The sequence below is a fragment of the Mycobacterium genavense ATCC 51234 genome (genome assembly GCF_000526915.1).
GTDB classification, from domain to species: Bacteria; Actinomycetota; Actinomycetes; order Mycobacteriales; family Mycobacteriaceae; genus Mycobacterium; species Mycobacterium genavense.
Map to the genome: position 1 here is coordinate 570969 of NZ_JAGZ01000001.1, position 25787 is coordinate 596755.

Consider the following 25787-nt stretch of genomic DNA (forward strand, 5'->3'; position numbering starts at 1 on the left):
CTCAGGGCAGGGCCGAGAGCAGCGACGGCGGCGTTGCCGGCGCGGAAGCTGGGGCGGCCGGCGTCCCCGGGACGGTGCCCGTGGCGAGCGAAGCCAGGTCGCCCGGAAGCGACAGCTTCGGCGGCACGTTCAGCGGCAGGCCGGGCAGCGCCGGCATGTTCACGTTCGCCACGTTCGACAGCGGAGCCGACGCCGGTGCGGCGGCGGGAGCAGCCGGCGTCGGCGACGTCAGGCCCGGGATCGAGCTCAGCCCGGGGATACCGGAACTCGCCGGCGCGGCGGGGGCCGCCGGGGTGGTCTGTGCCAATCCGGGTATCGAGCCGAGACCGGGAACCGTCGGGCTGGCCGCCGTCGAGGCGGTCGGCGTGGCGGGGTTGAGACCCGGGATGGACGGGATTCCGGCCGGGGCGGACGCCGTGGGCGCCTGTGCGGCCGAGGTCATTCCCGGAAACGTGATGCCGGGAGCGGCCGGTGCCTGCGGCGGTTGAGCGCCCAGGGCGGTCGCGAGGTTCTGCAGAATCTGCGGGGCGTTGGCCGCCGAGGCGATCAACTGCTGCGGGATGTTCTGCACGGGGTCGGGAACGGCCGACACCGGGTCGGCGTGGGCGATACCGCCCGTGAGTAGGGCGGCAGACGAGCCGACGACGACGGCGGCGGCTTTCGCGAAAGTCCAGATGCTTGGCATTGCTCCCCCAAGGGATCGACAACAGGTGACGGAGCCGAAGCTACTTTGATGCTGGTGGGACTCAAGTGACACGTGTGGCATTTATTTGATCGTTACCGATACGAGTGATCGCGGTGACCAGCCGGTCGCCGGGGCGCCGCCGTGCGCCGTCGTCGCTAAAGTCAGGTGGGTAGCCACCAATCCGGCCGCCCCGGCGACACCCGTCTCCCGGTGCCTGGCGAGTCTGAGGAACTCCGCCGCGCCGCTGCTGTTGGTCGTGAGCGTCGCCGCACGACTCGGCTTGACGTACCTGACGCCCAACGGCGCGAACTTCGTCGACCTGCACGTATATCTGGGCGGCGCGGCCGCGATCGACCACCCCGGCACGCTGTACGACTTCGTCTACAGCGAGCACACGCCGGACTTCCCGCTGCCGTTCACCTATCCGCCGTTCGCGGCGATCGTGTTCTACCCGCTGCAGCTGCTGTCGTTCGGGCTGGCGGGCTTTTTGTGGCTGGTCGCCATGACGGTCGCGCTGTACGGCTCGGTTCGGATCAGCCAGCGCTTGCTCGGCGTGCCGCCCGGCAGCGGCCGGCGCGTCGCGATGGCGTGGACGGCGATCACGATCTGGATCGAGCCGCTGCGCAACAACTTCGACTACGGGCAGATCAACGTCTTCTTGATGCTGGCGGTGCTGGGGGCGGTCTACACCACGCGCTGGTGGCTCTCGGGGCTGCTGGTCGGCGTGGCCGTGGGGATCAAGTTGACCCCGGCCATCGCCGGTGTCTATCTCGTCGGCGCCCGACGGTTCGCCGCGGCCGCGTTCGCGGCGGTCGTCTTCTTCGGCACCGTCGCGCTGTCGGTGGTGGTCGTCGGCGACCAGACTCGCTACTACTTCACCCAGCTGCTCGGCGACGCGCGCCGGGTGGGCCCGATTGCGACGTCGATCAATCAGTCGTGGCGCGGCGGCATTTCCCGGATCCTGGGCCACGACGCCGGGTTTTCTGCGCCGGTGTTGATCGCCATCGCCGTGACGGCGGTGCTCGCCGTCCTGGCGTGGCGCGCGGTGGACTCCTCGGATCGGCTCGGCAAGTTGTTGGTGGTCGAGATGTTCGGGCTGCTGATGTCGCCGATTTCGTGGACGCATCACTGGGTGTGGGTGGTGCCGCTGATGATGTGGCTGATTCACGGACCGTCGCGCACGCGGCCCGGCATGCGGTTCGCGGGCTGGGGCTGGCTGGCGCTGACCATCGTGGGCGTGCCGTGGTTACTGCTGTTCGCCCAGCCCGACATCTGGCAGATCAGCCGACCCTGGTACTTCGCCTGGGCCGGGCTGGCCTACATCGCGGCGGCGGTGGCAACGCTGATTGTCATCGCCGCGTCTGGCAAACGAAGGGCCGGCCCGGATTCCGTGCCTGCCCAGCAATCGCAACCGCGGGCCGCGTCGTCGCTGGGCTAGCCCGCGACGATCCCGTTGATATCGCGCGCCATCTCGACGTCGTTTTTGGTGATGCCGCCCTCGGAGTGTGTGACGAGCGCGAAAGTCACTGTCCGCCAACGAATATCGATGTCGGGGTGGTGGTCTTTGCGTTCGGCGTGCTCGCCCACCCGGCGCACCGCGTCGATGCCGGCCAGGAAGCTGTCAAACTTGATCGAACGGCGTAATGCTCCGTCGGCACGTTCCCAGCCGTCGAGGTCGGGCAGTGCGGCGTCTACTTCTTGATCCGTCAACACGGCCATGACTAGCAAACCTTTCTAAGCGAAAACCTTGCCGGGTGCCACGTTACGCCATGGCGCTAGCCGTTTGACCCGGGCAGCTTGGGGAAGTCGGCGTGAACCGGGTCGGCGCGCGCCTCGTCAAGTAGGTATTGGCCCCGGAGTTCAGGGAGGCAGTGGGCTGCCATGACAGAGAATCTGACCCCGCACTTCGAAGACGTCCAGGCGCACTACGACCTGTCCGACGACTTCTTCCGGCTGTTCCTCGACCCCACCATGACCTACAGCTGCGCATACTTCGACCGGCTGCGGCCGATCAGCCTCGAACACGCGCAGCTGCGCAAGATGGATCTGTCGCTGGGCAAGCTGGGTCTGCGCCCCGGCATGACGTTGCTGGACGTCGGTTGCGGCTGGGGCGCGACGTCGCGCCGCGCGATCGAGAAGTACGACGTCAACGTCGTCGGCCTGACGTTGTCCGAACACCAGGCCGCCCACGTGCAGAAGACGTTCGACGCGATGGACACCACCCGCAGCCGACGAGTGTTGTTGTGCGGCTGGGAACAGTTCGACGAACCCGCCGACCGGATCGTCTCCATCGGCGCGTTCGAGCACTTCGGCTACGACCGCTACGACGATTTCTTTGCGATGGCCTATCGCGCCCTGCCCGCCGACGGCGTGATGCTGCTGCACACGATCACCATGCTGACACCGCAGCAGATCGTCGAACACGGCCTGCCGATGACCGAGGAGCAGACCAGCTTCAACGACTTCATCGCCCGCGAGATCTTCCCGGGCGGCCAGTTGCCCGCGATCGAGATGGTGGAGTTCCACGCCTCGAAGATGGGATTCAACCTGGCCCGCCGCCAGTCGTTGCGGCTGCACTACGCCAGGACGCTGGACCTCTGGGCCGAGGCGTTGCTGCGGCGCCACGAAGACGCCGTCCGGATCCAATCCGAACAGGTCTACCAGCGCTACATGAGGTACCTGACCGGCTGCGCCGAGGCGTTCCGGGACGGCTACATCGACGTCAACCAGTTCACGTTGCGCAAATGAATGCGATTGCAGCCCACCTCAGTTCGGCTGGTTGACGAGCTTCAGCTAGCCATCACGCGAACTTTGCTGTACGCGAGTATGAATGGCGCGCCGGCGTCGGCCCAGCTGCCCTACCCTGGCCGCATGAAGCCCGAGGATTTCATCGCTCTGCACCGCGAGTACCTTGCACGACCCGACGCCGTCAAAGTCATCGCCGGTGCCGACGGGGAATGGAGCGTCTTCAGCGAGATCGGCGGCCCGTACGAAACCCTCGAGAGGGCCGACGAGGTAGCCAAACTGATTGCCGCTGACCTCAACGACTTGTACCCGAACCGGGTGTGATACCGGATGTGGCCCAAAAGATTTCGGTAGCTATCCCGGATGAGGGCCACTCCATCCGCTCGATGGCCGATGCGGCCGGTCCTCGGCCGGTGGCGACCGGTTAACTTGTCGAATGGCCTCGATACAGCTCTCGATGAGAATCCCCTCCTTCTCCGCCGAGGCGCTGGCGAATTGGGAGCACCTCACCGACTGGGCGCACGTGCTGGAAGCCGCGGGATTCGACCGCGTGCTGGTCTCCGAGCACATCGCGTTCGGCATGAACATGGACGCCTACTCCGACCCGGGTGTGGGGGGAACGACCGGCGGTCGCCAGCCCACCGGGCCGGACGGATCCTGGCTGGAACCGCTCACCGTGCTGACCTATCTCGCGGCGCGGACCAAACGCATCCGGCTGGGCACCAACATCCTGCTCGCCGCGCTGCGTCCCGCCGCTGTTCTCGCGAAAACCGTTGCGACACTGGATGTTCTGTCCGGTGGGCGGGTCGATCTCGGGGTGGGGGTCGGCTGGCAGCGCGAGGAATACGAGGTGGCCGGTGTCGATTTCGACCGGCGCGGGGCGATCCTGGACCAGACGCTGGAGGTGTGCACGCGGCTGTGGCTGGAGAACGAGGTCAGCTACGCATCCCCGGAGCTGACCTTCGATCGGATCCACCAGATGCCCAAGCCCGTGCAGCCCGGCGGCGTGCCGATCTGGGTGAGCGGGACGGTCAATCGTGCCGTCGCCCGCCGGCTGGCGCGATTCGGAAAGTACTGGATCCCGTGGGGTGAGGACGCCCGTGAGGTCGGCCAGGGAATCGGGCGGATGCGTGCGGCGGTCGGAGGTGCCGGCGGTGACCCGCACGGGTTCGGCGTCACCGGCTCGCTTCGGGTCACCGCCGACGCCGACGATCGGCCGGACCTGGCCGCCGTCGCCGCGGATGCGGCCGCGCTGGTGAAAGCCGGCGTCACCGACTTGCGGCTGACGCACTGGCCGGTGCGCTTCGGGAATCGCGAACGCGATTTGCGTGCATTCGTCGAAGCGGTGCGGGGCGCGGTGGCGGGCTGACCCGTGCATGGAAACCCGGATCGTCGTCGCCGGAGCCGTGGTCCGCGGTTCCGCCGTCCTGGTTGCGCAACGTGTCTGGCCGCCGGAACTGGCCGGACGCTGGGAACTTCCCGGTGGCAAGGTCACGCCCGGCGAAACCGAGCCGCAAGCCCTGGCCCGCGAGCTGGCCGAGGAGTTGGGCCTGCACATCACCGACATCGCCGTCGGGGATCGGCTCGGCGACGACATTTCGCTAGACGACGAGACGACACTGCGGGCCTACCTGGTGCGCTTGCGCGGCGGCGAACCCCACCCGCATGACCACCGGGCGCTGTGCTGGGTGACGGCGGCCCAATTGCCCGATCTCGACTGGGTACCAGCCGACCGCTTGTGGTTAAAAGACCTGGTCAGGATACTATGAGGGATGTGAAAACAACTGCACAGTTTTCCCTCAGGGAACGTTCAGTGCTATTGCAGCGGACACGCGCAAAACTGGAAGGTAATGGCGCCCACCAACCCGTAACCTCGATGTGCTGCCGCTCGCAGGTCTACCAGCGGATTGCGATGGCCGAGCAGCCCACAATTCTCAACACATGGCGGTGGGGCCGGACGGATCACATGCGGACGGGAGGCGCGCCGTCAATGAGATAGGGAGGACACCGGGTGACCGCTACCCCTCACGTCGGCGGGGCGCTCGAGGAGCGCTTGGAGCGCACCGGGCGCTTCTTCACGCCCGGTGAGTCTCGGCGGATCTGCGCACGGTCACCCGCGAGGGCGGGCGCGAAGCCGACGTCTTCTACCGCGACCGCTGGAGCCACGACAAGGTGGTCCGGTCCACGCACGGAGCGAACTGCACCGGATCGTGCTCGTGGAAGATCTACGTCAAGGACGGGATCATCACCTGGGAGACCCAGCAGACCGACTATCCCTCGGTGGCCCCGGACCGCCCCGAATCCGAGCCGCGTGGCTGTCCGCGGGGCGCGTCGTTCTCCTGGTATAGCTACTCGCCCACCCGAGTGCGCTACCCCTACGCCCGGGGCGTGCCGGTCCAGATGTACCGCGAGGCCAAGGCCCGACTGGGCGACCCGGTTCTGGCCTGGGCCGAGATCCAGGCCGACCCGCAGCGCCGGCGTCGCTACCAGCAGGCCCGCGGCAAGGGCGGCCTGATCAGGGTCATCTGGGCCGAAGCCACCGAGATGATCGCGGCCGCCCACGTGCACACCATCAAGACCTACGGCCCGGACCGGGTCGCCGGGTTTTCTCCGATCCCGGCGATGTCGATGGTGTCTAATGCCGCGGGTTCGCGGTTCTACGAACTGATCGGCGCCCCCATGACGTCGTTCTACGACTGGTACGCTGACCTTCCGGTGGCCTCGCCGCAGGTGTTCGGCGATCAGACCGATGTGCCCGAATCCGGTGACTGGTGGGATGCGGCCTACCTGATGATGTGGGGCTCCAACGTCCCGATCACCCGCACCCCCGACGCGCACTGGATGGCCGAGGCGCGCTACCGCGGCACTAAGGTGGTGACCGTCAGCCCCGACTATGCCGACAACACCAGGTTCGCCGACGAGTGGATGCCGTGTGCGGCCGGCACCGACGGCGCGCTGGCCATGGCGATGGGTCACGTCATCCTCACGGAATGCTATGTGCGCAAACAGGTTCTGTTCTTTGCCGACTTCGCGCGCCGCTGCACCGATCTGCCGTTCCTGATCAAGCTTGACCAGCGCGGCGACATGCTGGTGCCCGGGAAGAATCTGACGGCGGCGGATCTGGGGAGGCCTTCAAGAGCTCCGAGAACGCGGCGCTCAAGCCCGTGGTGTGCGACGCGGCCACCAACAAGATCGTGGTGCCGCAGGGCTCGCTGGGATTCCGCTACGGCGAGGACGGTGTCGGCAAGTGGAACCTGGACCTCGGTAGCCTCGTCCCGGCGCTGAGTGTGCGAGATGTGCACGGCGGCACCGGCGGTGACGACACCGCGCTGGTTCACCTGCCCAGCTTCGACACCGTCAACGGCGAAGGCACGACCGTGGCGCGCGGTGTTCCGATCCGCCGGGTGGGCGAGCACCTGGTGTGCACCGTCTTCGACTTGATGCTCGCCCAATATGCCGTGGCGCGACCGGGCCTGCCGGGCGAATGGCCCACCGGGTACGACGATGCCAGTCAGCAGAACACCCCGGCGTGGCAGGAGGCGATCACCGGAGTTTCTGCCGCCCAGGCCATCCGGGTGGCCAGAGAGTTCGCGCGCAGCGCGGAGGAGTCCGGCGGGCGGTCGATGGTCATCATGGGTGGCGGTATCTGCCACTGGTTCCACAGCGACGCGATCTACCGCGCGGTGCTGGCGCTGCTGATGCTGACCGGGTCGATGGGCCGCAACGGCGGGGGCTGGGCGCACTACGTCGGTCAGGAAAAAGTGCGGCCGCTCACTGGTTTTCAGACGATGTCGATGGCGCTGGACTGGATGCGCCCACCGCGGCAGGTGCCCGGCGCTCGTACTGGTACGCGCACACCGACCAGTGGCGCTATGACGGTTACGGCGCGGACAAGCTGGCCAGCCCCGTGGGTCGGGGCAGGTTCGCGGGCAAGCACACCATGGACCTGCTGGCATCGGCGACGGCCATGGGCTGGAGCCCGTTCTACCCGCAGTTCGACCGCTCCAGCCTTGACGTTGCCGACGAGGCCCGCGCGGCCGGACGCGACGTCGCCGAGTACGTCGCCGAGCAACTCGGTCAGCGCAAGCTCAAGCTTGCCGTGACCGATCCCGATAATCCGGGCAACTGGCCGCGGGTGCTTACCGTGTGGCGGGCCAACCTGATTGGTTCGTCCGGCAAGGGTGGCGAATACTTCCTGCGTCATCTGCTGGGCACCGATTCCAACGCCACGGCGCAGCCGCCGGAGGACGGGGCACGACCCGTCGACGTGGTCTGCGACGGGGACATCCCCGAGGGCAAGCTCGACCTGATGATGTCGATCGACTTCCGGATGACCTCGACGACGCTGGTGTCCGATGTCGTGCTGCCGGCCGCGACCTGGTACGAGAAGTCCGACATCTCCAGCACCGATATGCACCCCTACGTGCACGCGTTCAGCGCCGCGACCGATCCGCCGTGGGAAACACGTTCGGACTTCGACGCTTTCGCCGCGATCGCCCGGGCGTTCAGCGCGATGGCCAAGGAACACCTGGGCACCCGCAGCGACGTGGTGCTCACCGCGCTGCAGCACGACACACCCGACGCGATGGCCTGTCCCGACGGTACCGAAGCCGACTGGCTGCACACCGGCGCGACGTCGGTGCCCGGGCGGACCATGGGCAAACTCACTGTGGTGGAGCGCGACTACGGCGCAATCTACGACAAGTGGGTCACGCTGGGGCCGCCGGTGGAGAAGTTCGGGCTCACTACCAAGGGCGTCACGGTGCACCCCTTCCGAGAGGTCGAGGAGCTCGCCGCGAAGTTCGGGGTGATGAATTCCGGTGTGGGAGCGGGCCGTCCGGCCATCACCACGGCCGCGCGGATGGCCGACGTCCTGCTGCTGCTGTCGGGAACCACCAACGGCCGGCTGGCCGTCGAGGGCTTCCACGAGCTGGAAAAGCGCACGGGCCAGCGGCTGGTGCATCTGGCCGAGGGCAGCGAGGACAAGCGCATCTGCTACGCCGACACCCAGGCGCGGCCGGTTCCCGTGGTCACCAGCCCGGAGTGGTCGGGCAGCGAAACGGGTGGGCGCCGCTACGCGCCGTTCACCATCAACATCGAGAACCTCAAGCCGTTCCACACCCTGACCGGCCGAATGCATTTCTACCTGGCCCACGACTGGATCGAGGAACTCGGCGAGCACCTGCCCGTCTTCCGGCCGCCGCTGGACATGAAGCGACTGTTCGGCCAGCCCGAACTAGGTACATGCGAGGACGGGATCGGCCTGACGGTGCGCTACCTCACGCCGCACTCGAAGTGGTCGTTCCATTACCATCTACCAGGACAACCTGTACATGCTGTCGCTGTCGCGCGGCGGCCCGACGATGTGGATGAGCCCGGGCGACGCGGCGAAAATTCATGTGCAAGAAAATGATTGGGTGGAGGCGGTCAACGCCAACGGCATCTACGTGTGCCGAGCGATCGTCAGCCACCGAATGCCCGCCGGCGTGGTGTTCGTCTACCACGTGCAGGAGCGCACCGTGGACACGCCGCGCACCGAGACCAACAACAAGCGCGGCGGCAACCACAACGCGCTGACCCGGCTGCGGATCAAGCCCAGCCATCCGGCCGGCGGCTACGGCCAACACGCGTTCGCGTTCAACTACCTGGGCCCGACCGGCAATCAGCGCGACGAGGTCACGGTGGTACGCCGTCGCAGCCAGGAGGTGACCTACTGATGAAGGTCATGGCGCAGCTGGCGATGGTGATGAACCTCGACAAGTGCATCGGCTGTCACACCTGCTCGGTCACCTGCAAGCAGGCGTGGACCAACCGCGCCGGCACCGAGTACGTGTGGTTCAACAACGTGGAAACCCGCCCAGGCCAAGGCTATCCACGTACATACGAGGACCAGGAGCGCTGGCGCGGCGGCTGGATACGCGACAAGCGGGGCCGGTTGCGGCTGCGCGACGGTGGCCGCATCGTGAAGCTGCTGCGCATCTTCGCCAACCCGCGCCTGCCCGTCATCGACGACTACTACGAGCCGTGGACCTATGACTACGAGAACCTGACCACCGCGCCCGCGGGTGACACGTTCCCGACGGCCGCGCCCCGAAGTCAGCTGTCCGGCAAGCCGATGAAGGTGTCCTGGGGGCCGAACTGGGACGACAACCTGGCCGGCTCGCCGGAAACCCCTGGCCAAGGATCCGATCCTTCGGAAGCTGAGCGACGTCAATAACAGCGTGAAACTCTCGCTCGAAGAGACGTTTATGTTCTACTTGCCCCGCATCTGCGAGCACTGCCTTAACCCGTCCTGCGTGGCGTCGTGCCTGTCCGGTGCGATGTACAAACGCAGCGAGGACGGCATCGTGCTGGTCGACCAGGACCGCTGCCGCGGCTGGCGGATGTGCGTGTCCGGATGTCCTTACCGAAAAGTGCACGCTGTGTTACCCGCGGATGAAGGTCGGCCTGCCGATCATCTGCTCGGAAACCTGCGTGGGACGGCTGCGCTACCTGGGCCTGGTCCTCTACGACGCCGATCGGCTGCTGGAGGCGGCGTCGGTGGAAAACGACACCGACCTGTACGACGCGCAGTGCCGAATCCTGTTGGACCCGAACGACCCCGAGGTGATCGCCGCAGCGCGCGCGGCGGGCATCTCCGAGGAGTGGATCGAGGCCGCGCAGCGCTCCCCGGTGTACGCGCTGATCCACAACTACCAGGTGGCGCTGCCGCTGCACCCGGAATACCGCACAATGCCGATGGTTTGCTACATCCCGCCGCTGTCGCCGGTGGTCGATGCGGTCAGCCGCGACGGTCACGACGGGGAAGGATCTGGGCAACCTGTTCGGCGCGCTGGACGCGCTGCGCATCCCGATGCAGTACCTGGCCGAACTGTTCACCGCCGGCGACACCGGCGTGGTCGAGGGCGTGCTGCAGCGACTTGCGGCGATGCGTTCGTACATGCGCGACATCAACCTCGGGCGCGAAACTCAACCCCACATACCGCACTCGGTGGGGATGACCGAAGAACAGATCTACGAGATGTACCGGCTGCTCGCGATCGCGAAATACGAAGAGCGCTATGTCATTCCGACCGCCTTCGCCCCGCCGGCCCGCGACCTGGAGCAGATGGGTTGCTCGTTGGACACCGAAGGTGGCCCGGGCATGTACGAGTCGGGGGACCCGACACCCGTGTCCGTGGAGACATTCCACGCTCAGCAGCGGTCCAGGGTGAACCTGCTCAACTGGGACGGCGGCAAGGTGCCGGCCGGGATGTTCCCTGAGGAGCACCGGCCATGAAACTGCTGTCCGGAATCCGGGACTGCGCCGGCACCCGGACGATGCAGGATCGGCTGGTGTGGCAGGCGGCATCGCTGTTGTTGGCCTACCCGGACGATCAGCTGCCGGGACGGCTGGACACCGTCGACGAATTGCTGGGCCACATCAGCGATCCGGCGGCCGAATTGCTCCAGCAGACGGTCCGGGCGTTGCGGGCCCGCGAGCCGATGGCCGCCGCGATGGACTACGTCGCGACGTTCGACATGCGCCGCCGCGCCACGATGACCTGAACCTATTGGACCGCCGGGGATACCCGCAATCGCGGCCGCGAGATGCTCGCGTTCGCCACCGCCTACCGCGCCGCCGGCGTGCAGCCGCCCCACGCCGAGGCACCCGATCACCTGCCCGTCGTGCTGGAATTCGCCACCACCGTCGATCCCGATGGCGGGCGGCGGTTGTTGACCGAGCACCGGGTGCCCATCGACGTGTTGCGCGGCGCGCTGGCCGACGCCCAGTCGTCCTACGAGCCCACCGTGGCGGCGGTCTGCGCGACCCTGCCGGTGGCCACCGACCAGGAAATGCGCCGTGCGCAGCGGTTGGCGAAGGCCGGGCCCCCTGCGGAATCCGTTGGGCTGCAACCATTTCAGCTAACCGTACCGCCCCGTAAAGGAACTCGAAGTGTTTAGCAACGTCCTGTTCTGGGACATCGCGCCGTATGTCACGCTGTCGGTCTTGATCGTCGGCACCTGGTGGCGCTACCGCTACGACAAGTTCGGCTGGACCTCGCGTTCGTCGCAGATCTACGAATCACGGGTGCTCAGCATCGCCAGCCCGATGTTCCATTTCGGCATCCTGGCCGTGTTCGCGGGACACGTGATGGGCTTGTTCATCCCGCCGCGGGTGACGCACCTGCTGAAAATGAGCGACCACGCCTACCACCTGCAGGCCGTCATCGCCGGGTCGTTGGCCGGCATCGCGACGCTGGTCGGAATCGGGTTGCTGATCTACCGACGGTTGACCCGCCCGGCGGTGTCGGCGGCCACCACGCGCAGCGACACGGTGATGTACGTGGTGCTCGTGCTCGCGATCGTGGTGGGCCTGTACTGCGACCTGATCGGCACGGGCCCGCACGGCGGCGAGTTCCCACTACCGCTACACCGTCGGGCTGTGGTTCCGGCGGATCTGGCTGTTCCAGCCGCACGGTGAGGTGATGATCAACGCGCCGCTGGACTACCAGCTGCACGCCCTGATCGGGATGGTGCTGATCACGCTGTGGCCGTTCACCCGGCTGGTGCACGTGTTCAGCGCCCCGATCGTCTATCTGTTCCGGCCCTACATCGTCTACCGCAGCCGCGAGGCGGCGGACCAAGACTAGATGGTCGCCTCGGCGTCACGCCGCCGCGGCTGGTAGCGGGTCGCCGGCCACCTGCCGGCTCGCCATCGACCGGCCACCGCTGCCAGAATCACCGACGTGCCATTCCGCAACGTCGCCATCGTCGCCCACGTCGACCACGGCAAGACGACCCTCGTCGACGCGATGCTGCGCCAGTCCGGCGCGCTGACTCATCGCGGCGACGATGCGGTCGAGCGCCTGATGGACTCCGGGGACCTGGAGAAGGAAAAGGGCATCACGATCCTGGCCAAGAACACGGCCGTGCATCGCAAGCACGCGGACGGATCGACGACGGTCATCAACGTCATCGACACCCCGGGACACGCCGACTTCGGCGGCGAGGTCGAACGCGGGCTGTCGATGGTCGACGGGGTGCTGCTGCTGGTCGACGCCTCCGAGGGCCCGCTGCCGCAGACCCGGTTCGTGCTGCGCAAGGCGCTGGCCGCCCACCTGCCGGTCATCCTGGTCGTCAACAAGACCGACCGGCCGGACGCCCGGATCGCCGAGGTCGTCTCGGACAGTCACGACCTGCTGCTCCACGTCGCGTCCGACCTCGACGAGGAAGCGCAGAAGGCCGCCGAGGACGCACTCGGCCTGCCGACGCTGTACGCCTCGGGCCGGGCGGGCATCGCCAGCACGATCGCACCAGCCAACGGTGAAAACCCAGCGGGCGACAACCTCGACCCGCTGTTCGACGTGCTGCTCGAGCACATCCCGCCGCCCCAGGGTGATCCCGAGGCGCCGCTGCAGGCGCTGGTGACCAACCTCGACGCCTCGGCCTTCCTCGGGCGGCTCGCGCTGATCCGCATCTACAAGGGCTGGATCCGCAAGGGGCAGCAGGTCGCTTGGATGCGCGAGGTGGACGGCCAACCCGTCATCTCAGCCGCGAAGATCACCGAACTGCTGGTGACCGAGGGCGTGGAGCGCACACCCACCGACGAGGCGGTCGCCGGGGACATCGTCGCCGTCGCGGGCATCCCGGAGATCATGATCGGCGACACGCTGGCCGACCCCGATCACGCGCACGCGCTGCCGCGGATCACGGTCGACGAGCCGGCCATCTCGGTGACGATCGGCACCAACACCTCACCGTTGGCGGGCAAGGTGTCCGGCCACAAGCTGACAGCGCGAATGGTCAAGTCCCGCTTGGATTCCGAGCTCGTCGGCAACGTTTCGATCCGGGTGGTCGACATCGGCCGGCCCGACGCCTGGGAGGTGCAGGGCCGCGGCGAGCTGGCGCTGGCCGTGCTGGTCGAACAGATGCGCCGGGAGGGCTTCGAGCTCACGGTCGGCAAGCCGCAAGTGGTCACCAAGACGATCGACGGCCAGCTGCACGAGCCGTTCGAGGCGATGACGATCGACTGCCCCGAGGAGTTCGTCGGTGCCATCACGCGGTTGATGGCCGGACGCAAGGGCCGCATGGAGGAGATGACGAACCACGCGGCGGGCTGGGTCCGGATGGACTTCATCGTGCCGAGCCGCGGCCTGATCGGATTTCGCACCGACTTCCTGACCATCACCCGCGGCACCGGCATCGCCAACGCGGTGTTCGACGGCTATCGGCCGTGGGCGGGAGAGATCCGCGTTCGTCACACCGGCTCGCTGGTGTCGGATCGGGCCGGCGCCGTCACGCCGTTCGCGATGATCCAGCTCGCCGACCGCGGCCAGTTCTTCGTCGAGCCCGGGCAGGACACCTACGAGGGCATGGTCGTCGGAATCAATCCGCGCGCAGAGGATCTCGACGTCAACATCACGCGGGAGAAGAAGCTGACCAACATGCGGTCGTCGACCGCCGACGTGATCGAGACGCTGGCTCGTCCGCTCGAACTCGACCTGGAGCAGGCCATGGAGTTCTGCGCGGCCGACGAATGCGTCGAAGTGACTCCGGAGATCGTCCGGGTGCGCAAGGTCGAGCTGGACGCCACCTCCCGGGCGCGCAGCAAGGCACGGGCGAAGGCTCGGGGGTAGCTTGTTGTCGCCCTTCGCCCGAAGGATTCGAAAAGCCGCCGGGCAGGCGGTCGATACCCTGATGCTCGTGCTGCACCGGGCCCGCCACGTTTTGCTGATGGTCGGGGTGCTGCTCGCACTGCTGGGCCTGACCCTGGCGGCCTGCACCGTCAGTCCGCCGCCCGCGCCGCAAAGCACCGATACGCCGCACAACACACCGCCCCCGCCGCAGCGGGTCACCCAGATCATCATGGGCATCGACTCGATCGGCGCCGGGTTCAACCCGCACCTGCTGTCCGATCTGTCCCCGGTGAACGCGGCGATCAGCGCGCTGGTGTTGCCGAGCGCGTTCCGGCCGGTGCCCGATCCCACCACGCCCACGGGTTCGCGGTGGGAGCTGGACCCGACCCTGCTGTTGTCCGCCGACGTGACCAGCCAGAACCCGTTCACGGTGACCTACAAGATCCGCCCCGAGGCGCAGTGGACCGACAACGCCCCGATCGGCGCCGACGACTTCTGGTACCTGTGGCATCAAATGGTCACGCAGCCTGGGGTGGTCGATCCGGCCGGCTATGACCTGATCACCGGCGTGCAGTCGCTGGAGGGCGGCAAGCAGGCCGTCGTCACCTTCGCCCAGCCGTATCCGGCATGGAAGGAACTGTTCAACGATCTGCTGCCGGCGCACATCGTCAAGGACGTGCCGGGCGGTTTCGCGGCCGGGCTGGTCCGGTCGCTGACGGTCACCGGCGGGCAGTTCCGGGTGGAGAACATCGACCCGCAGCGCGACGAGATCCTGATCGCCCGCAACGACCGCTATTGGGGGCCGCCCGCCAAACCCGCCCTGATCCAGTTCCGCCGGGCCGGCGCGCCGGCCGCGCTGGCCGATTCGGTACGCAACGGCGACACCCAGGTGGCCCAGGTGCACGGCGGCTCGGCGTCGTTTGCTCAGCTGTCGGCCATCCCCGGCGTGCGCACCGCCCGGATCATGACACCGCGCGTCATGCAGCTGACGCTGCGCGCCAACCAGCCCAAGCTGGCCGACACCCGGATCCGCAAGGGAATTCTGGGATTGCTCGACGTCGACCTGCTCGCGGCCGTCGGCGCCGGCAGCGACAACACCATCTCGCTGGACCAGGCGCAGATCCGGTCGCCCAGCGATCCCGGCTACGAACCGACAGCGCCGCCCGCGATGACGAAACAGGCTGCGCTGGCGTTGTTTTCGGCGGCCGGGTACCAGGTCGAGAACAGCGCGCCGCCGCCCGAGCCGCCCACCGGATCGCCGGAGGTGATCCGCGGCCGGATCAGCAAGGACGGCAAGCAGCTGTCGCTGGTGATCGGGGTGGCGGCCAACGACCCGACCTCGGTGGCCGTGGCCAACACCGCCGCCGACCAGTTGCGCAACGTCGGGATCGCCGCATCGGTGTCGGCGCTGGATCCGGTGACGCTGTATCGCGACGCGCTGAACAACAACCAGGTGGACGCGATCGTCGGCTGGCATCAGGCCGGCGGCAACCTGGCGACGCTCTTGGCGTCGCGCTACGGCTGCCCCGCCTTGGAGGCGACGGCGGTGCCGACCGCCCCCGCACCGCCAACGACCACCCAGGTCGCCTCGACCTCACCGGCGTCGCCGACGATGCCGGCCAGCACCGCGCCGACGACGCCGAGTCATTCGCCCGATCCGGGCGCGCTGGTGCAGGCGCCGTCGAACCTCACCGGGATCTGTGATCACAGCATCCAGTCCAACATCGACGCCGCGCTGGCCGGCACCAAGAGCATCAACGACGTGATCACCGCGGTCGAGCCGCGGCTGTGGAACATGTCGACGGTGCTGCCGATCCTGCAGGACACCACGATCGTCGGGGCGGGCCCGAGCGTGCAGAACGTCAGCCTGTCGGGCGCCGTCCCGGTCGGCATCGTCGGCGACGCCGGGCAATGGGTGAAAACGGGCCCCTAGGGACTCGTCGGCGAGGCCGGGGCGCGGGGCGGGATCACGGTGTCGACGATCAGCGCCAGCTCACGCCGGTTGGGCGGTTCGCCGGTCAGCAGGAAGTGGTGGTTGATCAGAGCCGGCCCGACCCGCGCGGTCAGCGGCGTGACCGCGGCCGGGTCGAGTTCGCCGGCCTCGATCGCGGCCTGCAGGATCGACTCGACGATCTGCAGCCGCGGGCACACCACGGCGTCGGCGAAGATGGCACGCATCTCGGGTTCGTGCAGCAGTTGCTGGACGATGTGCAGGCCGGGAAACCCTGTCTTGCCGGCCAGGACGTCGCGGTGGGCGGTGAGCAGCGTCAGCAGGGTATCCCTGGCCGATCGGCCCGAACGCGGCTCGGGCACCGGCGGCAGCGCGAAAACCAGTGCGGCATGGACCAGGTCGTGCTTGCTGCACCAGCGCCGATACAGCGCGGCCTTGCCGGTCTGGGCGCGAGCGGCGATCCCCTCCATCGTCAGCCCGCCGTACCCGACCTCGGTCAACTCCGCCAGGGTGGCCTCGTACAACGCGCGTTCGAGCACCTCGCCGCGCCGGCGGCTGCGGATGCCGGTCGACGCTGTCTCGGTGGCTTGCGACATTTCTCGATAGTAGCCGTCGGCGTTCCTATTTGGCGCACTCTGGTGCAACACAACGACCGAGAGTAGCGGGTCGGCTCCGGGTAGGGTGCGTCCATGCCTGAGACCCCGCGGCTGTTGTTCGTGCACGCGCACCCCGACGACGAGAGCCTCAGCAACGGTGCCACGATCGCGCATTACGCCGCGCGTGGCGCCCAGGTGAGCGTCGTGACCTGCACGCTGGGCGAGGAGGGCGAGGTCATCGGGGACCGCTGGGCCGAGCTCGCCGTCGATCGGGCCGACCAGCTCGGCGGCTACCGAATCGGCGAACTCACCGCGGCATTGCGGGCGTTGGGCATCGGCGCACCCATCTATCTCGGCGGCGCGGGACGCTGGCGCGACTCCGGCATGGCGGGCACCGAGAAGCGGCGCCGCGAGCGCTTCATCGACGCCGACGAACGCGAGGCCGTCGGGGCGCTGGTCGAGCTCATTCGACGGCTACGCCCGCACGTCGTCGTCACCTACGACCCCAACGGCGGATACGGGCATCCCGACCACATCCGCGCCCACACCGTCACCACCGCCGCGGTCGCGGCGGCCGGCGGGTCTGACTACCCCGGAAAGCCATGGGACGTGCTGAAGTTCTACTGGACGGTGCTCTCCGTCGACGCGTTCATGGCCGGCTGGCAGGCCCTGGGTCCCGACGATTTCCTGCCCGGGTGGACGATCCCGCCGCCAGAGGAATTCGACTTCGGGTACTCCGACGACGCGATCGACGCCGTCGTGTCGACGACGCCGGATGCGTTGGCCGCCAAGGTGGCCGCGCTCGCCGCGCACGCCACCCAGGTGGTCGTCGGTCCGACCGGGCGGGCGTGTGCCCTGTCGAACAACATCGCGCTGCCGATCCTCGGCGACGAACACTACGTTCTGGTTGGCGGCTGCGCCGGGCCCCGCGACGAGCGCGGTTGGGAAACTGACCTGCTCGCGGGACTGAATCTCGGGGGGTCCACCGAGGAGTAGGCTGCCAAACAGGCAGCCACGGAAGGAATTCGCATGGACCCCGACCTGGACCCTAACCTGCAGCACTGGCAGGACCGGCTCGACAGCCTGCAGTGGGTTATCGGCTCCATCATGTCCAACATCGACAGCGTCCCGACCTGACCGCAATCAAGCCGCACGCCGCGTCCGTCGAGGACGCCGGCGCGACAGACCCCGCTATTCGCGTCGTGGTGTTGGCGCTGTTGGCTGTCGACGGGGTCTTGTCCGCACTAGCCGGGGCTCTGCTGCTGCCTAGCTATATCGGCACGATTCCGTTTCCGATCAGCGGACTGATCAGTGGTCTGGTCAACGCGGCCTTGGTGTGGGCCGCCGGCCGCTGGACCCGGACGGCGCGCGGGGCGGCGCTGCCGTTGTGGACATGGCTGCTGACGGTCGCGGTGATCAGCATGGCCGGCCCCGCCGACGACGTCATCCTGGGAGGCAGCGGGCTGATGGCCTACGGCGCGCTGCTGCTGATCATGCTGGGGGTGACGCCCCCGGTGCTGGTGTTGTGGCGGCGCGGCCACCGCTACGGCTGACCGGAACCGGCCTGGCGCTACTGTTGCGCATATGGCACCGGCTATGGTTGCCGAAATTCAGTTTGTTGGGACGCGCGGATGAAATTCGATCGTGGGGAAGTTACACCAACGTGCCAATGACACCGGGGCCTGTAGGCGAGGAGCCCACCGCTCTGCCTGATCCCGTCGTTCCACCCAAGGCCAGCGCGTCCGCATTGCGACGCGTGCTGCGCCGGGCGCGCGACGGTGTGGCCCTCAACGTCGACGAGGCCGCCGTGGCGATGACCGCCCGCGGTGCCGACCTCGCCGACTTGTGTGCGAGTGCCGCGCGGGTGCGCGACGCCGGTCTGCGGTCGGCGGGCCGACGCGGCCCCAACGGTCGGCTGCCGATCACCTACTCGCGCAAGGTGTTCATCCCCGTCACTCGTCTGTGCCGGGACAACTGCCACTACTGCACATTCGTCATGGTGCCGGGCAAGCTTCGCGCCCAGGGCGCCGGCATGTATCTGGAGCCCGACGAAATCATCGACATCGCCCGCCGCGGTGCCGAACTCGGTTGCAAGGAAGCACTATTCACCCTTGGTGACCGGCCGGAGGACCGCTGGCCGCAGGCCCGTGAATGGCTGGACGCGCGCGGCTACAACTCGACGCTGTCCTATGTGCGCGCGATGGCGATCCGGGTGCTCGAGGAAACCGGGCTGTTGCCGCACCTGAACCCGGGCGTGATGAGCTGGTCGGAGATGTCGCTGCTGAAGCCGGTCGCGCCATCGATGGGCATGATGCTCGAGACGACGTCGCGTCGCCTGTTCGAAACGAAAGGGCTTGCGCACTACGGCAGCCCGGACAAAGACCCGGCGGTGCGGCTGCGGGCGCTGACCGACGCGGGACGGTTGTCGATCCCGTTCACCACCGGTCTGCTGGTCGGCATCGGGGAGACGCTCGCCGAACGCGCCGACACCTTGCATGCGATTCGCAAGTCGCACAAGGAATTCGCTCATGTCCAGGAAGTGATCGTGCAGAATTTCCGGGCCAAGCAGCACACCGCGATGGCCGACGTCCCCGACGCCGGAATCGACGACTACCTGGCCACGATCGCGGTGGCGCGGCTGGTGCTGGGTCCCGGCATGCGCATCCAGGCGCCGCCGAATCTGGTGTCCCGGCAGGAGTGCCTGGCGCTGGTCGGCGCGGGCGTCGACGACTGGGGCGGGGTTTCGCCGCTGACGCCCGACCACGTCAACCCCGAACGACCCTGGCCCGCGTTGGACGAGCTGGCCGCGGTGACCGCCGAAGCCGGGTTCGATTTGGTGCAGCGGTTGACCGCCCAGCCCAAATACGTGCAAGCGGGGGCGGCGTGGATCGACCCGCGGGTGTCCGGGCACGTTGCGGCGCTGGCCGATCCGGCGACCGGCCTGGCCCGCGACGTCAACCCGACCGGCATGCCGTGGCAGGAACCTGACGACGCGCAGTCCACCGGGCGGGTGGATCTCAACGCCGCGATTGACACCCAGGGCCGCAACAGCGAGGCGCGCAGCGATCTCGAAAGTGCGTTCGGCGATTGGGAATCGATCCGTGCGCACGTGCACGAGCTGGCCGCTCGCGCCTCCGAACGTATCGACACCGACGTGCTGGCCGCACTGCGCTCCGCCGAACGCAACCCCGCCGGCTGCAGCGACGACCAGTACCTGGCGCTGGCCACCGCCGATGGCCCAGCGCTGGAAGCGGTTGCCGCGCTTGCGGATTCGCTGCGCCGCGACACCGTCGGCGACGACGTGACATTCGTGGTGAACCGCAACATCAACTTCACCAACATCTGCTACACCGGTTGCCGGTTCTGCGCCTTCGCGCAGCGCAAGGGCGACGCCGACGCGTATTCGCTGTCGACGGCCGAAGTCGCCGACCGCGCGTGGGAGGCGCACGTCGCCGGCGCGACCGAGGTGTGCATGCAGGGCGGGATCGATCCCGAGCTGCCGGTCACCGGGTACGCCGACCTGGTGCGCGCCGTCAAAGCGCGGGTGCCGTCGATGCACGTGCACGCGTTCTCTCCGATGGAGATCGCCAATGGCGTGACCAAGAGCGGATTGAGCGTGCGCGAGTGGCTGATCAGCCTGCGCGAGGCCGGCCTGGGCACCATCCCGGGAACCGCCGCGGAGATCCTCGACGACGAGGTGCGCTGGGTGCTGACCAAGGGTAAGTTGCCCACGTCGATGTGGATCGACATCGTCACCACCGCGCACGAGGTGGGTCTGCGGTCGTCGTCGACGATGATGTACGGGCACGTCGACAGCCCCCGGCACTGGGTCGGCCACCTCAACGTGCTGCGCGACATCCAGGACCGCACCGGAGGTTTCACCGAGTTCGTGCCGTTGCCGTTCGTGCATCAGAGCTCACCGTTGTATCTGGCCGGCGCGGCGCGGCCCGGGCCCACTCATCGGGACAACCGGGCGGTGCACGCGTTGGCCCGAATCATGTTGCACGGCCGCATTTCCCAGATTCAGACCAGCTGGGTCAAGCTCGGCATCGAGCGCACCCAGGTGATGCTCAACGGTGGCGCCAACGATCTGGGCGGCACGCTGATGGAGGAAACCATCTCGCGGATGGCCGGCTCCGAGCACGGGTCGGCCAAGACGGTGGCGGAGCTGGCCGCGATCGCCCACGGCATCGGCCGCCCGGCGCGCCAGCGCAGCACCGATTACAGCCCGCTGGCCGCGTAGCCGTCGGGCCCGCGGGTATACCCGAGGCCGTGAAGCACGCCGTCGAACCGACCGGAATGGCAGCCGTTCGTCGACGCGGCCGACGGGCCGGCCACGCGGGAAACCGATGCCGCCGCGCGCGTACTGCCGCGGTGGGGACGTCGCCCGGCGTCGCGGATCTGCGGCCACGCCGGCCCGGAGAACCCGGGCCGACCGCGGCTACTGCTCAGCGGCTACTGAGGCTCAGTAGTTGTTACAGACGATGGCGACTTGCTGGATCGTGTTGAAGTACTTTGCGGCGGCCGGCATGCCCTGGATCTGCGCGGCCATCTGCTGGCGCTTGGGCGGCGGCGCGGCGAGGAACTGCCGGATGTATTTCTGCGCGAACGGCGAACCGTTCAACTCCTGGGCAGTCGCCGGATCGTTAGCGTTCAGAGCGGCCATCACCTGCGGGTACGTGCAGGTGATGTTGATGATCGGGTCCAGCGGGTCTGCCGAAGCAACCCCCGCCGCGGCGCTGAGCGCCACTGCCGCACCACCGACCGCGGCTGCCAGTTTGCTTAACGACAGCGTCATCATGCTTGGACACCTTCCCCAGATCTATGAAGCCAACGACGGCTACGAAATTAACCCAAGCGGCTGCCGTCTGGGACGAGGCTACCAGCCGCCGCGGACCTTCTTCTGTCTCACCGTTATTCGGAAGACCCTGCCCGAATGTAACTATCCGCAGATCAACACCCGGGTGACGTTCGTCACACGCGGCGCGGCGTCGGGCGCGGCGGCGGTCGGCGATCGAATCGACACGTTCGAATAGTCGGCGCGGCTACCTGCACGGCTGCGAGACTGGCGGTATGAAACTTGGCATTCGCCGTGGCGTGCCCGGTGGTTGACGTGTATGTGCAACGTCTAGTATCAGTAACCAAAGCTTTGCCTAGGCTGGCGGGAGCGCCGCGGCGAGGCAACCAGCAGCCCACTTCAGCATGACAACGAGAAAACGTTGAGGAGACGTCCGTGACGTACACGATCGCCCAACCCTGCGTCGACATCAAAGACAAGGCATGCATCGAAGAATGCCCGGTCGACTGCATTTACGAGGGCGCACGGATGCTGTTCATCCACCCCGACGAATGCGTGGACTGCGGCGCCTGCGAACCGGTCTGCCCTGTCGAAGCGATCTACTACGAAGACGACGTGCCCGAGCAGTGGAGCCAGTACACCCAGATCAACGCCGACTTCTTCGTCGAGCTGGGCTCCCCCGGGGGCGCCGCCAAGGTCGGGATGACCGAAAATGACCCACAAGCGGTCAAGGACCTGCCGCCGCAAGGCGAAGGAGACTAAGGGGGCGCAGTGGCGCAGCAGCCCAGGGGGGGCCGACCTGACGTGTCGGCATCTCTGCCGGAGTTTCCCTGGGACACCCTGGCGGAGGCGAAAGCGCTGGCTGGCGCGCATCCCGACGGCGTCGTCGACCTGTCCATCGGAACCCCGGTAGACCCGGTGGCGCCGGTGATCCAGGAGGCGTTGGCTGCCGCCGGTTCCTCGCCCGGGTATCCCGCCACCGCCGGCACTGCCGAGCTGCGCGAGTCCGCGGTCACCGCCCTGGGCCGCCGCTTCGGCGTCACCGGGCTCGCCGAGAGCGCCGTGTTGCCGGTGATCGGCACCAAGGAACTGATCGCCTGGCTGCCGACCCTGCTGGGGCTTGGTCCCGCGGACATGGTCGTGGTTCCCGAGCTCGCCTATCCCACCTATGACGTCGGCGCCCGGCTGGCCGGAGCGCAGGTCGTCCGCGCGGATTCGCTGACCCAACTGGGGCCGCAATCGCCGGCACTGGTCTACCTGAACTCGCCGAGCAACCCGACCGGACGGGTGCTGGGCGTCGATCATCTGCGCAAGGTCGTCGGGTGGGCGCGCGAACGCGGCGTCGTGGTGGCGTCCGACGAGTGCTACCTGGGACTGGGCTGGGAAGCCGAGCCGCTGTCGGTGTTGCATCCTTCGGTCTGCGACGGCGACCACAGCGGGTTGCTGGCGGTGCACTCGCTGTCCAAGAGTTCGTCGCTGGCGGGGTACCGCGCGGGTCTTGTCGCAGGCGATCAGGGTCTGGTCGCCGAGCTGCTGGCGGTGCGCAAGCACGCCGGAATGATCGTGCCGACGCCGGTGCAGTCGGCCATGGTCGCGGCGCTCGACGACGACGACCACGAGAAGGTGCAGCGCGAGTGCTATGCGCGGCGGCGCGCCGCTCTCGCGCCGGCGCTGCGGGCGGCCGGCTTCACGATCGACGATTCCGAAGCCGGGCTGTATCTGTGGGCAACCCGCGGCGAGCCCTCTCGGGACAGCGTCGGATGGTTGGCCGGCCGGGGCATCCTGGTGGCGCCCGGCAAGTTCTACGGCCCGGCCGGCGGGCGGCACGTGCGCGTCGCGCTGACCGCCACCGACGAGCGCATCGACGCCGCGGTGCAGCGGCTCACCGCCGCACCCGTGCGCTGACCGCGCGAAATCTCCGCATCGGTCTGCCGGCAATCAGGCCAACCGGCAGAATGCATCGAAGGCAATACCCAACCGCGTTCTGTCGGGTAAGGAATGTTGTCGTGACAACTTCGGCTAGCAAACTGCGCCTTCCGCTGTCGGTCCAGGACGTCGCCAAGCGCATCTTTCTGGGGAAGCCGCTGATCACCGAGGAACTGGTCGGCGAGAAGTTGTCGAATCCCGTTGCGCTGGGCGCGCTTTCACCCGATGCGATCTCGTCGACCGCCTATGGTCCCGAGCAGATTCTGATCGAATTGCTGCCGGCGGCCGGCCTGGCGGCCTTTGCCTTGTTGCTTCCCATCACCGGCGTCATCCTGCTGATCCTGGTGCTGGTGACCGCGTCGTATCGGCAGGTCGTGATGGCCTACACCCGGGCGGGCGGGTCCTACATCGTGGCGCGGGAGAACTTCGGGCCGCGGGTCGCTCAGGTCGCGGCCGCGGCGCTGCTGATCGACTATGTGGTCACCGTCGCGGTGCAGTCGGCGGCCGGGACGGTGGCGGTGGGGTCGGCCATCCCGTCGCTGGGGCCGCACAGCCTGCAGATCACGGTCGGGGTGGTGCTGTTGATCTGCTATCTGAGCCTGCGCGGGTTGAAGGAAGCGGGATGGCAGTTCGCGTTCGCCACCTACTTCTTCATCGTGATGGTCGGCCTGACGATCGTGGTCGGCGTCGCGCGGGTGCTGTTGGGTGATCTGCCGGTGTACGACCCCGCGCAGCTGCCCGGAACGGTGCCAGTGCACAAGGCCGACGGCTTGGTGATGGGCGCGACGATCCTGACCCTGTTGCGCTCGTTCGCCAACGGCGGTTCGTCGCTGACCGGTGTCGAGGCGATCTCCAACACCGTCGACCTGTTCCGAAAGCCGCAGGGCCGCAACGCACGTCGGGTGCTCACCGCGATGGCCACCGTCCTGGGCTTCCTGCTCGCCGGTGTCGCTTATCTCGCGTTCGCCACCCACGCACGCCGTACGAGAGTGAATTCCCGTCGGTGCTGTCGCAGATCGCGCGTGCGGTCTTCGGGGGCGGCGTACTCGGCAATGTCTGCTACATCCTGGTGCAGACCGCGACGGCCGCGATCCGGTTCACCGGTGCGAACACCAGTTTCAACGGTTTCCCGGCGTTGGCGAGTTTCGTCGCCGAGGATCGGTTCCTGCCCCGGCAGTTGATGAAACGCGGTCACCGTCTGGTGTTTTCGAATGGCATCATCGCGCTCACCGCGCTGTCGGTGGTCTTGCTGGTGGTGACCGGCGGATCGGTCAACGCGCTGGTGCCCTTCTATGCGATCGGGGTGTTCACCGGATTCGCGATGGCCGGTTACGGCATGACCAGACACCATCTGACGCACCGCGAGCCGGGCTGGCGAACCCGGTTGGCGATCAACCTCTCCGCGGGCATCCTGTCCACGGTCGTGGTCGCGATCTTCGCGGTGGCGAAGTTCACCGAAGGGGCGTGGCTGGTCGTTGTCGTGTTCCCGATCTTGGTGGTCATCCTGATGCGGCTGAACCAGGAATATCGCGCGGAGGCCGCGATTCTCGAGATGTTCCGCACCGACCGGCCCGATCTGGTGAAGTACGCGCGGCACAAGGTGTTCGTGAACTCGGTCGACCTCGCGGTGATCGAAGCGCTGCGCTACGGCAAGGGATTGCGATCCGACGAAATGATCGCGGTGCACTTCATGGTGGATGCCGCCTATGCGGCGCAACTACGAAAGCGCTGGGACCATTTCGAGCTCGACACCCGGCTGCGCGTCGTGGACTGCCCGGACCGCCGGATCATCCGGGCCGCGCAACTGTTCATCGCCAAGGCGCGCGACGAACATCGGGACACCAACGTGACGGCGCTGTTGGCCCCGCCGCACCTACAACCCGTTGGTGGGCCGGCTGCTGCACGACCGCACCGCCGACAAGATCGCCCGGGCGGTCAGCATGATCCCGGACGCCGCGGCGACGATCGTCCCGTACGACGTGCAGACGCGGATCGAGGAGGCGTACCCGGAACGCTTCGAGCAACGGATCGCCCGCGAATTCGAAAAGTTCGGCGAGTGGGTCACCCGCGGCGAGGACGAAAACGTGGCGGCCTACGAGCATCCCGACCCGTCGCGTTCGGTTATCACCGTCGCGGGCCTGATTCCGGGCCGCAGCGCCACCTTCGAAGGACGCGTCAGCGAGGTCGAGGACACCAGCAAGGGCAGGCGCACCGTCCGGTCGATCGTCGTCGGCGACCACAGCGGTGAGATCATCGTGGTCTTCCCGTCCGGGCGTGGCGGAGCCGACATTCAGCCCGGCCAGCTGTTGCGCGTCACCGGTAAGCCCAAGCAGGGCGGCAACCGGCCGATGACGATGGTCAACCCGATGTATCACATCGTGGAGGACCCGGCCCAGGCCGGCCGGCCCGGGGCCTCACAAACCGGCATAACCTGAGCGTTAACGTGGTGACACCTACAGTCGGCGTT

The 25787-nt window shown here is 67.7% G+C and carries 17 protein-coding genes and 5 pseudogenes; 18 read left to right on the forward strand and 4 right to left on the reverse strand.

Annotation, left to right across the window (positions count from 1 at the left end; translation table 11 throughout):
- Position 1: 1 nt before the first annotated feature.
- Entirely contained in the window at positions 2 to 685 is a 684-nt protein-coding gene (locus tag T428_RS0102870) for a hypothetical protein (RefSeq protein ID WP_025735280.1), read from the reverse strand.
- A gap of 88 nt (positions 686 to 773) precedes the next feature.
- On the opposite strand from T428_RS0102870, the gene T428_RS0102875 reads away from it, so the two are divergent.
- Positions 774 to 2123 carry a mannosyltransferase gene (locus T428_RS0102875; RefSeq protein WP_051465115.1) on the forward strand — a complete coding sequence of 450 codons (1350 nt, stop codon included), beginning with the start codon at positions 774 to 776 and terminating at the stop codon, positions 2121 to 2123.
- Here the strand turns inward: T428_RS0102875 and T428_RS0102880 are convergent.
- On the reverse strand, positions 2120 to 2404 hold the full coding sequence (locus T428_RS0102880; RefSeq protein ID WP_025735282.1) for a 4a-hydroxytetrahydrobiopterin dehydratase: 285 nt from the start codon (positions 2402 to 2404) through the stop codon (positions 2120 to 2122). The two genes, T428_RS0102875 and T428_RS0102880, sit on opposite strands and share 4 nt — an antisense overlap.
- 162 nt (positions 2405 to 2566) lie before the next feature.
- Here T428_RS0102880 and T428_RS0102885 point away from each other — a divergent pair, with 162 nt between their 5' ends.
- From T428_RS0102885 to T428_RS0102945, 10 genes and pseudogenes are all read left to right on the forward strand, one after another.
- Entirely contained in the window at positions 2567 to 3433 is an 867-nt protein-coding gene (locus tag T428_RS0102885; RefSeq protein ID WP_025735283.1) for a cyclopropane mycolic acid synthase family methyltransferase, read from the forward strand.
- A gap of 123 nt (positions 3434 to 3556) precedes the next feature.
- Positions 3557 to 3754 carry a hypothetical protein gene (locus T428_RS32545; protein ID WP_156942826.1) on the forward strand — a complete coding sequence of 66 codons (198 nt, stop codon included), beginning with the start codon at positions 3557 to 3559 and terminating at the stop codon, positions 3752 to 3754.
- 112 nt (positions 3755 to 3866) lie between these two features.
- A complete protein-coding gene (locus T428_RS0102895; RefSeq protein WP_025735285.1) occupies positions 3867 to 4799 on the forward strand; it encodes a TIGR03619 family F420-dependent LLM class oxidoreductase in 933 nt (310 codons plus the stop codon).
- Positions 4800 to 4806: 7 nt separating this feature from the next.
- Complete coding sequence (locus T428_RS0102900; protein ID WP_025735286.1) at positions 4807 to 5199, forward strand: (deoxy)nucleoside triphosphate pyrophosphohydrolase; 393 nt, start codon at positions 4807 to 4809, stop codon at positions 5197 to 5199.
- A gap of 242 nt (positions 5200 to 5441) precedes the next feature.
- Positions 5442 to 9147, forward strand: a pseudogene (locus T428_RS25275) (nitrate reductase subunit alpha).
- Positions 9147 to 10709 (forward strand): annotated as a pseudogene (gene narH, locus T428_RS25280) (nitrate reductase subunit beta). The pseudogenes T428_RS25275 and narH overlap by 1 nt, the downstream one beginning before the upstream one ends.
- Positions 10706 to 11374, forward strand: a pseudogene (gene narJ, locus T428_RS25285) (nitrate reductase molybdenum cofactor assembly chaperone). Before narH ends, narJ begins: the two co-directional pseudogenes overlap by 4 nt.
- Positions 11367 to 12063 (forward strand): annotated as a pseudogene (narI, locus tag T428_RS25290) (respiratory nitrate reductase subunit gamma). The pseudogenes narJ and narI overlap by 8 nt, the downstream one beginning before the upstream one ends.
- A 96-nt stretch (positions 12064 to 12159) precedes the next feature.
- Positions 12160 to 14049 (forward strand): translational GTPase TypA, encoded by a 1890-nt coding sequence (gene typA, locus T428_RS0102940; protein ID WP_036466848.1) that lies wholly within the window; start codon positions 12160 to 12162, stop codon positions 14047 to 14049.
- Positions 14050 to 14110: 61 nt separating this feature from the next.
- A complete protein-coding gene (locus T428_RS0102945; RefSeq protein WP_051465098.1) occupies positions 14111 to 15982 on the forward strand; it encodes an ABC transporter family substrate-binding protein in 1872 nt (623 codons plus the stop codon).
- On the opposite strand, the gene T428_RS0102950 is transcribed toward T428_RS0102945, so the two are convergent.
- A complete protein-coding gene (locus tag T428_RS0102950; RefSeq protein WP_025735292.1) occupies positions 15979 to 16596 on the reverse strand; it encodes a TetR/AcrR family transcriptional regulator in 618 nt (205 codons plus the stop codon). The two genes, T428_RS0102945 and T428_RS0102950, sit on opposite strands and share 4 nt — an antisense overlap.
- Positions 16597 to 16689: 93 nt before the next feature.
- On the opposite strand from T428_RS0102950, the gene mshB reads away from it, so the two are divergent.
- The 3 genes from mshB (at position 16690) to T428_RS0102965 (ending at position 20839) form a co-directional block, all read left to right on the forward strand.
- On the forward strand, positions 16690 to 17592 hold the full coding sequence (mshB, locus tag T428_RS0102955) for an N-acetyl-1-D-myo-inositol-2-amino-2-deoxy-alpha-D-glucopyranoside deacetylase (RefSeq protein ID WP_025735293.1): 903 nt from the start codon (positions 16690 to 16692) through the stop codon (positions 17590 to 17592).
- Between the two features lie 92 nt (positions 17593 to 17684).
- Positions 17685 to 18149 (forward strand): hypothetical protein, encoded by a 465-nt coding sequence (locus T428_RS0102960; RefSeq protein WP_025735294.1) that lies wholly within the window; start codon positions 17685 to 17687, stop codon positions 18147 to 18149.
- A gap of 116 nt (positions 18150 to 18265) precedes the next feature.
- Positions 18266 to 20839 (forward strand): bifunctional FO biosynthesis protein CofGH, encoded by a 2574-nt coding sequence (locus tag T428_RS0102965; protein WP_051465116.1) that lies wholly within the window; start codon positions 18266 to 18268, stop codon positions 20837 to 20839.
- A 222-nt stretch (positions 20840 to 21061) separates the two neighbouring features.
- Here the strand turns inward: T428_RS0102965 and T428_RS0102975 are convergent, their stop codons facing one another.
- Positions 21062 to 21394, reverse strand: coding sequence for a hemophore-related protein (locus T428_RS0102975; protein ID WP_025735296.1), 333 nt, complete (start codon positions 21392 to 21394; stop codon positions 21062 to 21064).
- On the opposite strand from T428_RS0102975, the gene T428_RS0102980 reads away from it, so the two are divergent.
- From T428_RS0102980 to T428_RS25295, 4 genes and pseudogenes are all read left to right on the forward strand, one after another.
- Positions 21375 to 21632, forward strand: a complete 258-nt coding sequence (locus tag T428_RS0102980; protein WP_156942827.1) for a hypothetical protein — start codon at positions 21375 to 21377, stop codon at positions 21630 to 21632. The genes T428_RS0102975 and T428_RS0102980 overlap by 20 nt on opposite strands.
- Positions 21633 to 21829: 197 nt before the next feature.
- On the forward strand, positions 21830 to 22156 hold the full coding sequence (gene fdxA / locus T428_RS0102985; protein ID WP_025735298.1) for a ferredoxin: 327 nt from the start codon (positions 21830 to 21832) through the stop codon (positions 22154 to 22156).
- Between the two features lie 42 nt (positions 22157 to 22198).
- The gene (dapC, locus tag T428_RS0102990) at positions 22199 to 23299 is read left to right on the forward strand and encodes a succinyldiaminopimelate transaminase (RefSeq protein WP_025735299.1); all 1101 of its coding nucleotides are present in this window, start codon (positions 22199 to 22201) and stop codon (positions 23297 to 23299) included.
- A gap of 50 nt (positions 23300 to 23349) precedes the next feature.
- A pseudogene (locus tag T428_RS25295) lies at positions 23350 to 25755 on the forward strand (amino acid permease).
- Positions 25756 to 25787: the final 32 nt, after the last annotated feature.